Below are 13,210 nucleotides of genomic sequence, written 5' to 3' on the forward strand. Positions count from 1 at the left end.
TGCCGCCGCGGCGAGCAGGATCAGACCCCAGCGGCGACGTCGGGGCGGCTGCGCGTCGAGCGGCGGGTACTCACCGGTGTGCGGCGGGGTCGGTGGCGCCGACCCGTACTCCTGGCCGTAGGGGTACTGCTGCGCCCCTGTGTACTGCTGAGTGGGGGCGTACTGCTGAGTGGGGGCGTACTGCTGGGTGGGGGCGTACTGCTGAGTGGGGGCGTACTGCTGAGTGGGGGCGTACTGCTGAGTGGGGGCGTACTGCTGAGTGGGGGCGTACTGCTGAGTGGGGGCGTACTGCTGAGTGGGGGCGTACTGCTGAGTGGGGGCGTACTGCTGAGTGGGGGCGTACTGCTGAGTGGGGGCGTACTGCTGAGTGGGGGCGTACTGCTGAGTGGGGGCGTACTGCTGAGTGGGGGCGTACTGCTGAGTGGGGGCGTACTGCTGAGTGGGGGCGTACTGCTGAGTGGGGGCGTACTGCTGAGTGGGGGCGTACTGCTGAGTGGGGGCGTACTGCTGAGTGGGGGCGTACTGCTGAGTGGGGGCGTACTGCTGAGTGGGGGCGTACTGCTGGGTCGGGGCGTACTGCTGGGTCGGGGCGTACTGCTGGGTCGGGGCGTACTGCTGGGTCGGGGCGTACTGCTGGGTCGGGGCGTACTGCTGGGTCGGGGCGTACTGCTGGGTCGGGGCGTACTGCTGGGTCGGGGCGTACTGCTGGGTCGGGGCGTACTGCTGGGTCGGGGCGTACTGCTGGGTCGGGGCGTACTGCTGGGTCGGGGCGTACTGCTGGGTCGGGGCGTACTGCTGGGTCGGGGCGTACTGCTGGGTCGGGGCGTACTGCTGGGTCGGGGCGTACTGCTGGGTCGGGGCGTACTGCTGGGTCGGGGCGTACTGCTGGGTCGGGGCGTACTGCTGGGTCGGGGCGTACTGCTGGGTCGGGGCGTACTGCTGGGTCGGGGCGTACTGCTGGGTCGGGGCGTACTGCTGGGTCGGGGCGTACTGCTGGGTCGGGGCGTACTGCTGGGTCGGGGCGTACTGCTGGGTCGGGGCGTACTGCTGGGTCGGGGCGTACTGCTGGGTCGGGGCGTACTGCTGGGTCGGGGCGTACTGCTGGGTCGGGGCGTACTGCTGGGTCGGGGCGTACTGCTGGGTCGGGGCGTACTGCTGGGTCGGGGCGTACTGCTGGGTCGGGGCGTACTGCTGGGTCGGGGCGTACTGGGGTTGCGGACCGTAGGGGCCGGGCTGCTCGAACGCCTGGGTCGGGTTCGGGGGCGCCGCCGTCGGATCGAACCGCGGGTCGTACGACGGGTAGACCAACGTGGGGTCGACGGGCCGGCCGTACGCCTCGGTCGGGTCGGCGGTGTGCAGTACCCGGGTGTCGTCGGCGTCCGGGCCGGCGCCCGTGTCGTCGTCGCGCCCCTCGTCGAGCGAGTAGGCGCGCTCCTGGGGGGTGCGCGGATCGTGCGGGTCAGTCATGGTCCCTCCAGGGTAGGCGCCACGCGCCGGTGCGTCCTTTGGGCTGCTGGAGCCGCCCAAAGGACGCACCGGGCGCTACGCGCCCAACACGAGGTGGTCGCCGTCGTCGCTGACGCCCACCGAGACGGTGTCACCGTCCTTGATGTCCCCGGCCAGCAGCTTCTTGGCGAGCTGGTCGCCGATCGACTGCTGGATGAGCCGGCGCAGCGGACGCGCACCGTACTGCGGGTCGTAGCCCCGCACAGCGAGCCAGAACCGGGCCGAGCTCGACACGTCGAGCGTGAGCCGGCGGGCCGCCAGGCGCCCGGCCAGCTGCTCGAGCTGGATGTCGACGATCTGCTCGAGCTGGTCCTCCGTGAGCGAGTGGAAGACCACCACGTCGTCGAGCCGGTTGATGAACTCCGGCTTGAACGCCGCGCGCACCGCCGCCATGATGTGCTCCCGGTCGCCACCCGCACCCAGGTTCGAGGTGAGGATGAGGATGGTGTTGCGGAAGTCGACGGTACGGCCCTGCCCGTCGGTGAGCCGGCCGTCGTCGAGCACCTGCAGCAGCGTGTCGAACACGTCCGGGTGTGCCTTCTCGACCTCGTCGAACAGCACCACCGAGTAGGGGCGGCGACGCACCGCCTCGGTGAGCTGACCACCCGACTCGTAGCCGACGTAGCCCGGAGGGGCACCGACGAGCCGTGCGACGGAGTGCTTCTCGCTGTACTCGGACATGTCGATCCGCACCATCGCGCGCTCGTCGTCGAACAGGAAGTCCGCGAGCGCCTTCGCCAGCTCGGTCTTGCCGACGCCGGTGGGGCCGAGGAACAGGAACGAGCCGGTGGGCCGGTTCGGGTCGGCGACGCCCGCCCGGGAGCGGCGCACCGCGTCCGACACGGCCTGCACGGCCTCGTCCTGGCCGACGACGCGCTTACCGAGCTCGGACTCCATGCGCAGCAGCTTGGCGGTCTCGCCCTCCATCATGCGGCCGGCGGGGATGCCGGTCCACGCGGCGACGACGTCGGCGACGTCGTCCGGGCCGACCTCCTCCTTGAGCATGACGTCGCCGTCGGCGGCGGCTCCGGACGCGGCGGCGGCCTTCTCCAGTTCCTTCTCCAGCTGCGGGATGCGGCCGTAGCGCAGCTCCGCGGCCTTGCCGAGATCTCCGTCGCGCTCGGCGCGTTCCTCCTCGCCGCGCAGCGCCTCGAGCTGCTCCTTGATGCCCCGCACCGAATCGATGGCGGTCTTCTCGTTCTGCCAGCGGGTGGTGAGCTGGTTCAGCTTCTCGCGTTCGTCGGCGAGTTCGGCGCGCAGCTTCTCGAGCCGCTCCTTGGATGCCTCGTCGGTCTCCTTCTGCAGTGCCATCTCCTCGATCTCGAGGCGACGGACGATGCGCTCGACCGAGTCGATCTCCTCGGGACGCGAGTCGATCTCCATGCGCAGCCGGGACGCGGCCTCGTCGACGAGGTCGATGGCCTTGTCCGGCAGGAACCGGGACGTGATGTACCGGTCGGAGAGGGTAGCGGCGGCGACGAGCGCGGAGTCGGTGATGCGCACGCCGTGGTGCACCTCGTACCGCTCCTTGAGGCCGCGCAGGATGCCGACGGTGTCCTCGACGCTCGGCTCGCCGACGAGCACCTGCTGGAAACGGCGTTCGAGGGCGGCGTCCTTCTCGATGTACTTGCGGTACTCGTCGAGGGTGGTCGCGCCGACGAGGCGCAGCTCGCCGCGGGCGAGCATCGGCTTGATCATGTTGCCGGCGTCCATCGCCGATTCGCCGGTCGCGCCGGCACCGACGATGGTGTGCAGCTCGTCGATGAAGGTGATGACCTGACCGGCCGATTCCTTGATCTCGTCGAGCACCGCCTTGAGGCGTTCCTCGAACTCGCCGCGGTACTTCGCGCCGGCCACCATCGAGCCCAGGTCGAGCGCGATGACGGTCTTACCGCGCAACGACTCGGGGACGTCGCCGGCGACGATGCGCTGCGCGAGGCCCTCGACGATCGCGGTCTTGCCGACGCCGGGCTCGCCGATGAGCACGGGGTTGTTCTTGGTGCGCCGGCTCAGCACCTGCACGACGCGGCGGATCTCGTTGTCGCGGCCGATGACCGGGTCGAGCTTGCCCTCGCGGGCGCGGGCGGTGAGGTCGGTCGAGTACTTCTCGAGCGCCTGGTAGGTGCCCTCGGGGTCCGGGCTGGTCACGCGGGCACTGCCGCGGACGGTGGTGAACGCGTCGCGCAGCGCGGCCGGGGTGGCGCCGTGCCCGACGAGGAGCTTGGCGACGTCGGAATCGCCGCCGGCCAGGCCGACGAGCACGTGCTCGGTCGAGACGTACTCGTCGTCGAGTTCGGTGGCGAGGTGCTGGGCGGCGGTCAGGGCGGCGACCGCTTCGCGGCCGAGTTGCGGCGTCTGGGTGGCGCCGGTGGCACGCGGCAGCCGCTCGACGAGCGTCTGCGCCTCCCGGTGCACGACGGTCGGATCCACGCCGACCGCCTTGAGGAGCGGCGCGGCGATGCCGTCGGTCTGGTCGAGCAGCGCGACGAGCAGGTGGGCCGGACGGATCTCCGGGTTGCCCGCAGCGGACGCGGACTGCATGGCGGCCGTCATCGCCGCCTGGGTCTTGGTGGTGGGATTGAACGAGTCCACTGCGAACCCCTTCCCTTCATTGAGCGAGCCGGTATCAATTCTGCACCCGCAAGCCTCCCGTCGCGGGCATTCGCAAGCTTCAACGGCCCCAAACTTGAGTTTGTTCCGCTCAACTTTATCTGGTTATGTGATGTGCGACACATTCCGGGCGGGCCGGGCCGCCCGCCGTCGATTGTGGCCGAAACCCCGCCACGGGACTACAGTGGCGGCCGACCAGCAGAGACGGCGAGCAGGAGGGTGCGTGGAGGCCTTCGCCGTCGCCCGCGTCCAGCTCAGCTTCGCGTCGATCGTCGCGACCCCCGGCGGCGCCGAGCGCTTCGCCACCGCCTTCTACACCGCCCTGTGGAGCGACACCGTCGGGATCCGTGAGCTGTTCCCCGCGGGTATGGAGACGATGCGCCAGCGGTTCGCGACCGCGGTCGGCTGGGCCGTCAACCGCCTCGGCGACCCCGACGCCGTCACCGCATTCCTCACCCAGCTCGGGCGCGACCACCGCAAGTACGGGGTCCGGCCCGAGCACTTCCGGTCCGCGGGCCGGGCGCTGCACACCGCCGTGCGCGAGTGCACCCCGCCGATCCTGTGGACCGACGCCCTCGACCGCACCTGGGCCCGGGTGATCGACCTGCTCGTCGGGACCATGGCGGACGCGGTCGCCGACGACGAGCTGCCCGCCGCGTGGGGCGCCACCGTCGTCGGCCACGAGCGAGTCCTGCCCGACCTGGCGATCATCCGGCTCGAGACGGACTCGCCGATCCCGTACCACGCCGGGCAGTACATGAGCGTGCAGATCCCGCAGCGCCCGCACATGTGGCGGTACCTGTCGGCGGCGATTCCTCCGAATCCCTACGGGCAGATCGAGTTCCACGTCCGTCGCGTGTCCGGTGGCTGGGTCAGTCCCGCGCTCGTCGGCGAGACCGCCGTCGGCGACCGCTGGGTCATCGGACCCCCGCTCGGGGGACTGCACGTCGACCGGGACAGCGGCGAGGACGTGCTGATGATCGCCTCCGGCACGGGCCTCGCGCCGCTGCGGGCGCAACTGATGGAAATGGGCATGCGGGGCGACAATCCGCGCGTGCACCTGTTCTTCGGCGGCAAGTATCCGTGCGACCTGTACGACCTGCAGACCCTGTGGCAGCTGGCCACCACCAATCCGTGGCTCACCGTCGTCCCGGTCGTCGAGGAGACCGAGAACCCGTGGTGGCACCCGGTTCCCGTCGAGGATCCACCACCGGGCCTGCACCGGCCCCTGCACGGCAAGCTCGGCAAGGTGGTGTCGCAGTTCGGCTCCTGGGCCGACCGGCAGATCCAGATCGCGGGCTCCCCGTCGATGATCCGCACCACCCTGTACGCGCTGTCCGCCGGCGGCACTCCCCGGCAGAACATCAGTTTCGACCCGCTGTAGGCGGCTGACGCCGCCGGTGCGCCCTTTGGGCTGCCCTGACCGCCCAAAGGGCACACCGCCGAGTTATCCCCAGCCGCCCGGTTTCTCCACAGATTGCGGCGATCGGCCGGGCTACCGGTTCCCGAGGAGCGTTCCCCGCCGAATCATGTCTGCATGCGGTTTCTCCCGGACGTCCCCGAACTCGATCGCATCGTCACGTTCCAGCACGGGATCGTCACCCGCGCCCAGCTCGAACACCACGGACGTACGTGGCCGTGGATCCGGCACCGTCTCGAGCGCGGGCGGTGGCAGCAGGTACTCCGAGGGGTGTACTCGGTGACGACCGGTCCGCTGTCCCGGCCCGCGGTGCTGGCCGCGGCCGTTGCGTTCTCCGGTGAGGCCGCCGTCCTCAGTCACTGCACGGCCGCCGAGGAATGGGGGATGCTGTCCCACGATCCACTCGAACCGGTCCATGTCACCGTGCCGGTGGGATCGTCGACGAGAGGACAGACCGCGACCTTCGCCACGGCGAAGCCGCGCGGCATTCGGCTGCCGCATCTCGGAGACATGCTTCATCCGGGCGTGATCGTCCACCGCAGCAGGGCCCACGCACACATCGGGGTGCCGACGATGCCCCCGCGCACCGGCCGCGCCGACACGGCGCTCGACCTGGCAACAGCCGCCCCCACCCCGCACGACGGCTACCTCCGGTTGATCCGGGTCGTCACCGACAGTCGCATTCCCCTGTCGGAGATCCGACGCCGGATGCAGGAGCGAACCCCGTACCGCAACCGGAAGGCGCTCGACGATGCGGTCCGGCTGCTCGCCGACGGCGTCCAGTCGATGCTCGAACTCCGCTACGCGACCGAGGTGGAGCAACGGCACGGTCTTCCCCCGGCGCATCGGCAGACCCCGACGGTCGTGGACGGGCGAACGCTGTACGAGGACTGCACCTACGACGTTCACGGCGCCGCGCTGACCGTCCGGCTCGACGGACGCAGGTTCCACTCGATGGCGGAGGTCGCCTTCCGGGACCGTCGCCGCGACAATGCCGCCGAGCTCGCCGGGCGCTCCCGCCTGGTGTACGGGTACGACGAGGTCAGCCGGGACCCGTGCGGTGTGGCCGCAGAGGTCGAAGCCGTCCTCACCCGTCTCGGGTGGCGACGCACCACCGACAACGGGTGCAGCTGCGCTGCCGGTGTGTCCTTTGGGTTGCCCTGACCGCCCAAAGGGCACACCGGCGGCGAAGCCGCCTACCGGTAGGAGGCGCGCAGGGTCTTCTTGTCCAGCTTGCCCAGCGGGGTGAGCGGCAGCGTGTCGAGGAAGTCCACCGACTTGGGAGCGTGGACCGAACCCTTTGCGGCACGGACTTTCTCGATCAGTTCCTCGGGGGAGACGGACTGACCCTCCCGCAGCACGACGCACGCCTTGACGGCCTCGCCCCACTTGGCGTCGGGCACGCCGACGACCGCGACAGACGCGACGGCCGGGTGCGACGAGAGGACGTCCTCGATCTCGCGGGGAAAGACGTTGAAGCCGCCCGTGACGATCATGTCCTTCTTGCGGTCGACGATCGTCAGGAAGCCGTTCTTGTCGGCCCGCGCGACGTCACCGGTGTGCAACCAGCCGCCGCGCAGTGCCTCGGCCGTCTCGTCGGGCTTGTTCAGGTATCCCTTCATCACGAGCGGTCCGCGCACGCAGATCTCCCCCAGTTCGCCGCGGGGCACCTCGTTCAGGTCGTCGTCGAGCAGCCGCACGTCGAGCCACGGCACGGGCCGGCCGCACGTGGCCAGGCGCTCGGGGTCGTCGGCGAGGTGATCCTCTTTGCGCAGCACGGAGATCGTCATGCCGCATTCGCTCTGCCCGTAGAACTGGAAGAACACCGGGCCGAGCCGCTCGATGCCCTCGCGCAGCCGCGCCGGCGACATCGCCGACGCACCGTAGAACAGCGTCTCGAGGCTCGACAGGTCGCGGGTGTCGAAGTCGGGGTGGTCGAGCAGCAGGTAGATCATGGTCGGCACGAGCATCGTGGCGTTGATGCGGTGCTTCTCGATCGTCTCGAGCACCAGACCGGGTTCGAAATACGGCAGCACGTAGAGGGATCCGCCGCGCAGCAGCGTGGGGACGAAGAACGCGGCCCCGGCGTGCGAAAGGGGCGTGCAGATCAGGAAGCGCGGCTCGTGGGGCCATTCCCACTCGGCCATCTGGATCTGGGTGAGGGTCGCGCCCGAGCGGAACGACCCCATGACGCCCTTGGGTTTTCCGGTGGTGCCACCGGTGTAGACGACGGACGAGGTGTCCTCCGCCGCCACAGGCGCGGCGACGAGCCGCTGCGGCGTGAACTGCGCCGCGAGCGCGAGGATGTCGGTGCCGACCTGCGAGGGGCCGAGGGAGAAGACGTTCTTCAGCGTCGGCACCTGCGCCTGCAGTTCGGCGGCGCGTTCCTCGAAGTGGTTCGGATCGAAGATCAGCGTCTCGTTCGCGGCGTCGCCGACGATGTACAGGTGGTCCGGCAGCGAGCCCATGGGGTTGAGCGCGCTGTTGCGGCACCCGGCGACCATCGTCGCACCCATCGAGATGAGCACCTCGGGACGGTTCTTCGACAGCATCGCCACCGACGAGCCCTGCCCGACCCCCACCGACGCGAGCGCCTGGCCGAACCGGCTGATCTCGTCACGCATCTCCCCGCCGGTGAGCACCACGTCGCCGAGGTACAGGGCCGGCTTGTCCGCGCTGCGTTCGAGGGCGGTGATGAGCAGGTCCGCGGTGAACACGGGGCGATGCAGGTCGGCGTACTCGTCGGTCATGGTCGTCCTTCCGGTCGATGGGGCGGCGTGGTGACGGCGCGACGTGGCAGGGATCACCCGCCGCCACCATAACCACATCGACGGCAAAATTGGAACATGTTTCATTCCGGGGATCGGCGCCGGACTCCCCTAGAGTGGGGCCACCCTTCACGCTCGAGCCCCGGGAGTCACACCATGCAGCCGGCCGGACAGTCCCTGCACGCCCGCGACACCTGGTCGGCGACCGTCGTCGAACACCACCGCCTGCGCCACGACGTCGCCGTGGTGCGTCTCGAAGCCGACACGATGGTGCCGTTCGCCCCCGGGCAGTACGTCGACGTGACGGTGCCGCAGCACCCGCGGTTGCCGCGCCGCCTCTCCCCCGCGCTGCCGCCGTCGCTCGACGGCAAGCTCGAATTCCACGTCCGCACCGTGCCGGGCGGCTGGGTCAGCGGCACGATCGTCGCCGGCACCCGCCCCGGCGACGTGTGGACGATCGGCGCGCCGCAGGGCGGCACCCTGCACGTCGACGACTCCGGCCGCATCGTGATCATGGTGGCCGGCGGCACCGGCCTGGCGCCGCTGCGCGCGCTGATCCTCGACGTCGCGCGCCGGCCGGACCCGCCGCAGACCTTCCTGTTCGTCGGCGGCCGCTCCCCGCGCGACCTGTACGCCGCCGACATGCTGATCCTGCTCGCCGAGGCGCTGCCGTGGCTGACGGTGGTGCCGGTCGTCGAGTCGGTCGAGGACCCGGAGTTCGGCGACGAGTGGTACGAACGCATCGTCGCCCACGTCGGCGACGCCGGGTTCCACCCCGACGACCTGCTCGAGGGCAGCCTCGACGAGGTGGTCACCTCCTACGGGGCGTTCGGCGACCACCAGGTGCTCGTGTGCGGGTCGGCGGCGATGGTCCGCGCGACCCTGCACGAGCTCACCGGGACCGGGACGCCGGCCGGGAACATCCGGTTCGACCCGTACTGACTCAGCGGGACTTCGCGGCGTCCTGTGCGGCGATGTAGCCGTACACCAGTCCCTGACCGATCGTCGCGCCCGCACCCGGGTACGTGTTGCCGAAGGCGTTGGCGGCGGTGTTGCCGATCGCGTACAGGCCGTCGACGACGCTGCCGTCCTCACGCAGCACCCGTGCCCGCTCGTCGGCCTTCACGCCGCCGCACGTGCCGAGGTCGCTCAGCGTCATCTTCACCGCGTAGAAGGGTCCGTCCGTCAGCGGGCGCAGGTTGGGATTGGGCTCGACGGTGGGGTCACCGTAGTACCGGTCGTAGGCGCTCGCACCGCGGCGGAAGTCGGCGTCCGTGCCGGCGGCCGCGGCATCGTTGAACCGGCGGAAGGTCTCGGTGAACGCCCCCTCCGGCAGGCCGGCCGCGCGGGCCAGCGCCGCCGGATCGTCCGCCCGGTGCGCGATGCCCGCCCGGATCCACGCCTCCGGGACGGGCTGCCGCGGGAACAGCCCGCCGCCGAAGATGTAGCTGTTGCGGTAGCGCTGATCGAACACGATCCACATCGATTCGACCGGGTCGCCGGCGCGTTCCCGGTCGAGCACGAGCTGGCCGAACGACATGTAGTCGGTCGCCTCGTTGACGAACCGGCGGCCGGTGTGGTCGACGATGAAGGACCCGGGCAGTGCCCGCTCGGCGAGCATCACCATCGGCGGGCGCCCCTTCATGGCGGCGACGGCGGGGAACCACCACGCCTGGTCCATCAGGTCGGTCGCGGCACCCACGTCGAGCGCGGCGCGGATGCCGTCGCCCGTGTTGCCCTCGGCGCCGAGGCTCTCGTGCTCGCCGAGCCGCTCGGACTGGTACTTGTGCCGCAGCGCCATGTCGTGGTCGAAGCCGCCCGCCGCGAGGACGACACCGCGCCGCGCGGTCACGGTCACCTCCTGCCCGTCGCACGCGACGACGGCACCGGTGACCCGATCCCCCTCGGTGAGCAGCCGCACGAGCGTGGTCTCGGTCCACACCGGGATCCCGGCCCGGACCACGCCGGCGAACAGGCCGGCCGCGAGCGCCTGGCCCCCGGCGACGTACTCCCGCTTGAGGGCGAGCCCGGCGACACCCTGTGCGAGGCGACGGAAGATGCGCGGGAACGCCTTCGACGGCTTCCGCGCCATGAGGTTCATCCACTTGTAGTCGGCGCCGGTCACCGGCATCGGCAGGCCGGCCTTCATCAGTCCCGGCCGCAACCGCTCGCGTTCGGGTCCGAGGACGGACACGTCGAAGGGCCGGCACTCGCACGTGCGGCCGACGGCGGACCCGCCGGGCAGCTCCGGATGGTAGTCGGAATAGCCCTTGGCCCAGAACAACCGCATGGGGGTGGTGCGCTGCAGCATCTCGACGGTGGCGGAGCCGTGATCGAGGAAGGCCGCACCCCGCTCCGCCGGTGCGGACTCACCGACCACGGACCGGATGTAGGTGCCGGCCCGGTCGAGCGTGTCACCGGAGCCGGCCTTGCGCAGCACGGGATTCGCCGGCACCCAGAAGGCCCCGCCGGAGCGCGCCGTGGAGCCGCCGACGTACTCCGTCTTCTCCACGATCAGGGTGGACAACCCCAGCTCGTGCGCGGTGAGCGCGGCGGCCATGCCGGTGCCCGACCCGATCACGAGCAGGTCCACGGTGGTGTCGTGGGTGGGGCTCACCGGTACGGGATTGGTCGCCATCGATCTGCTCCTTCACGTCGTTGCCGCTGGGACGAAAGGTCGTCGACGCCGGACGGCGGTGCGGACCTCGGAGCGAGGCTAGGTCACGTCGGCACCGCCCACCGGGAGGTGTCCCGCCCACCGGGACGCCCCCGGACGAACGGTCCGCCCAGCGGGAGAACCCCTTCTGTGCCGCTCACGCCGCCGCCCAGCATGACCTCGATGCCTGTTTCGGGCGCAGCACTCACCCGCTTCGGAGGACACGATGACGCAGAGCGCACCCCCCACCACACCCCACGATGAAGTCCGCACCATCGAAGCCGACGCGGCACCGACCCGCTTCGCACGCGGCTGGCACTGCCTCGGACTGGCCCGCACCTACCGGGACGGCAAGCCCCACCAGGTCGACGTGTTCGGCACCAGCCTCGTCGTCTTCGCCGACAGCACAGGCGAACTGCAGGTCCTCGACGCCTACTGCCGGCACATGGGCGGCAATCTCGCGCAGGGCGAGATCAAGGGCGACTCGGTGGCGTGCCCGTTCCACGACTGGCGCTGGGGCGGCAACGGCAGGTGCACCGGCATTCCGTATGCGCGCCGCGTCCCCCCGCTCGCGCGGACGCGGTCGTGGACCACCCTGGAACGCAACCAGCAACTGTTCGTCTGGCACGACCCCGAAGGCAATCCGCCGCCGGCGGACGTCACCATCCCCGCGATCGAGGGCGCCGGCACCGACGAGTGGTCCGACTGGACGTGGAACTCGGTGCTCATCGAGGGCTCGCACTGCCGCGAGATCGTCGACAACGTCGTGGACATGGCGCACTTCTTCTACGTCCACTACAGCGTCCCGCGGTCGTTCGAGAACATCTTCGACGGTCACGTCGCCACACAGATCATGTCGTTCAACCAGCGCACCGACGTCGAGTTGGACATCGACTTCGGTGCGGACAACTTCTCGCGCTCCGAGGCGTCGTACCACGGCCCCTCCTACATGATCGACAAGCTGTGGACGGAGACCGGCGAGGCCACCATCGAGACGGTCCTCGTCAACTGCCACTACCCCGTCACGCCCACCTCGTTCGTGCTGCAGTACGGCGTGATCGTCAAGCGCCTGCCGGGCATGTCCGCCGAGGAGGCGAATGCGATGGCCGCCCACTTCGGCGGGGGCACCGAGAAGACGTTCGAGCAGGACATCGAGATCTGGAAGAACAAGGCCAAGATCGACAACCCGCTGCTGTGCGACGAGGACGGCCCGGTCTACCAGCTGCGCCGCTGGTACCAGCAGTTCTATGTCGACGTCGCCGACATCACCCCGGACATGACCAACCGCTACGAGTTCGCGATCGACACCACGAAACCGGCCGCGCGGTGGGAGCAGCAGATCGCCGAGAATCTCGCGGCCCGTGCGGAATCCGCCCCCGAGCCGGTCGCCTGAGCGTCCGCCGTCAGAGTCGAGGAGACACCATGAGTTACGAAGTCCTCGAGCACATCGACGCGATGGCGGACGATCTGTTCGCCGAAGGTGTGGAAGCCGAGCGGCTCGGCCGCCTCGCGGACGAGACCGCCGAGAAGATGAAGGAGGCCGGCTCGATCCGCATGTTCCAGCCCCGGGAGTTCGGCGGCTTCGAGTCGCACCCGAGGGAATTCGCGGAGACCGTCATGCGCACGGCCGCGCTGAACCCCTCCGCGGGCTGGGTGCACGGCATCGTGGGAGTGCACCCGTGGCAGCTCGCCTACGCGGATCCTCGCGTGCAGCAGGAGATCTGGGGAGAGGATCCGGACACCTGGATGGCGTCGCCCTACATGCCGGGTGGCATCGTCACCCCCGTCGACGGCGGCTTCCGGTTCTCGGGTAGCTGGCAGTTCTCCTCCGGCACGGACCATTGCGACTGGGCCTTCCTCGGCGCGTTCGTCGGGAACCCGGACGGTTCGGTGGCCCAGCCCCCGAAGATGGCGCACGTCGTCATCCCGCGGACCGACTACCGGATCGTCGAGGACTCGTGGGATGTGGTGGGCCTGCGGGGTACCGGGTCGAAGGACGTGGTGGTCGAGGACGCGTTCGTCCCCGAGTACCGCGTCATGTACTACGACGACCTGATCGACGGCAGCGCGGTGGCCCGCTACGGCCGCACCGAGACTCTCTACAAGCTGCCCTGGTCGACAGCCTTCCCGCTGGGCATCACCGCCGCCACGATCGGGATCTGCGAGGGACTGGTGCTGCACGCGGACGTCTACCAGGCCGACCGGATCAACGCGCAGGGCACCGCCGTCAAGGACGACCCCTACACGATG

General features: G+C 70.2%; 8 protein-coding genes and 1 pseudogene. 5 read left to right on the forward strand and 4 right to left on the reverse strand.

Features of this window, described 5'->3' with window-relative positions:
- Together OEY_RS31140 and clpB are read right to left on the reverse strand one after the other, a co-directional pair.
- A pseudogene (locus OEY_RS31140) lies at window positions 1-1,467 on the reverse strand (hypothetical protein); the annotation flags it as partial.
- Window positions 1,468-1,542: 75 nt separating this feature from the next.
- Window positions 1,543-4,098, reverse strand: a complete 2,556-nt coding sequence (clpB, locus tag OEY_RS0107300; RefSeq protein WP_010593235.1) for an ATP-dependent chaperone ClpB — start codon at window positions 4,096-4,098, stop codon at window positions 1,543-1,545.
- Between the two features lie 241 nt (window positions 4,099-4,339).
- Between clpB and OEY_RS0107305 the strand changes: the two genes are divergently transcribed.
- Window positions 4,340-5,500: an FAD-binding oxidoreductase gene (locus OEY_RS0107305; RefSeq protein WP_010593236.1), complete on the forward strand. Its 1,161-nt coding sequence runs from the start codon at window positions 4,340-4,342 to the stop codon at window positions 5,498-5,500.
- Between the two features lie 153 nt (window positions 5,501-5,653).
- Complete coding sequence (locus OEY_RS0107310) at window positions 5,654-6,700, forward strand: type IV toxin-antitoxin system AbiEi family antitoxin domain-containing protein (protein WP_010593237.1); 1,047 nt, start codon at window positions 5,654-5,656, stop codon at window positions 6,698-6,700.
- A 32-nt stretch (window positions 6,701-6,732) separates the two neighbouring features.
- On the opposite strand, the gene OEY_RS0107315 is transcribed toward OEY_RS0107310, so the two are convergent.
- On the reverse strand, window positions 6,733-8,286 hold the full coding sequence (locus OEY_RS0107315; protein WP_010593238.1) for an AMP-binding protein: 1,554 nt from the start codon (window positions 8,284-8,286) through the stop codon (window positions 6,733-6,735).
- Window positions 8,287-8,460: 174 nt separating this feature from the next.
- On the opposite strand from OEY_RS0107315, the gene OEY_RS0107320 reads away from it, so the two are divergent.
- The gene (locus OEY_RS0107320; RefSeq protein ID WP_010593239.1) at window positions 8,461-9,246 is read left to right on the forward strand and encodes an FAD-binding oxidoreductase; all 786 of its coding nucleotides are present in this window, start codon (window positions 8,461-8,463) and stop codon (window positions 9,244-9,246) included.
- A gap of 1 nt (window position 9,247) precedes the next feature.
- Here the strand turns inward: OEY_RS0107320 and OEY_RS0107325 are convergent, their stop codons facing one another.
- The gene (locus tag OEY_RS0107325) at window positions 9,248-10,942 is read right to left on the reverse strand and encodes a 3-ketosteroid-delta-1-dehydrogenase (RefSeq protein ID WP_010593240.1); all 1,695 of its coding nucleotides are present in this window, start codon (window positions 10,940-10,942) and stop codon (window positions 9,248-9,250) included.
- A gap of 244 nt (window positions 10,943-11,186) precedes the next feature.
- Here OEY_RS0107325 and OEY_RS0107330 point away from each other — a divergent pair, with 244 nt between their 5' ends.
- Together OEY_RS0107330 and OEY_RS0107335 are read left to right on the forward strand one after the other, a co-directional pair.
- Window positions 11,187-12,353: a Rieske 2Fe-2S domain-containing protein gene (locus OEY_RS0107330; RefSeq protein WP_010593241.1), complete on the forward strand. Its 1,167-nt coding sequence runs from the start codon at window positions 11,187-11,189 to the stop codon at window positions 12,351-12,353.
- Between the two features lie 29 nt (window positions 12,354-12,382).
- Window positions 12,383-13,210: hydroxylase (locus OEY_RS0107335; RefSeq protein WP_010593242.1), on the forward strand; the 828-nt coding region annotated here is incomplete at its 3' end.

Origin of the sequence: Rhodococcus sp. P14 (genome assembly GCF_000256505.1) — a bacterium.
GTDB classification, from domain to species: Bacteria; Actinomycetota; Actinomycetes; order Mycobacteriales; family Mycobacteriaceae; genus Rhodococcus; species Rhodococcus ruber.

Excerpts from the sequence above, each read along its gene's own strand:
- OEY_RS0107320 (WP_010593239.1), top strand. The coding sequence starts at position 8,461 with ATGCAGCCGGCCGGACAGTCCCTGCACGCCCGCGACACCTGGTCGGCG.
- OEY_RS0107330 (WP_010593241.1), top strand. The coding sequence starts at position 11,187 with ATGACGCAGAGCGCACCCCCCACCACACCCCACGATGAAGTCCGCACC.
- OEY_RS0107310 (WP_010593237.1), top strand. The coding sequence starts at position 5,654 with ATGCGGTTTCTCCCGGACGTCCCCGAACTCGATCGCATCGTCACGTTC.
- OEY_RS0107325 (WP_010593240.1), bottom strand. The coding sequence starts at position 10,942 with ATGGCGACCAATCCCGTACCGGTGAGCCCCACCCACGACACCACCGTG.
- OEY_RS0107315 (WP_010593238.1), bottom strand. The coding sequence starts at position 8,286 with ATGACCGACGAGTACGCCGACCTGCATCGCCCCGTGTTCACCGCGGAC.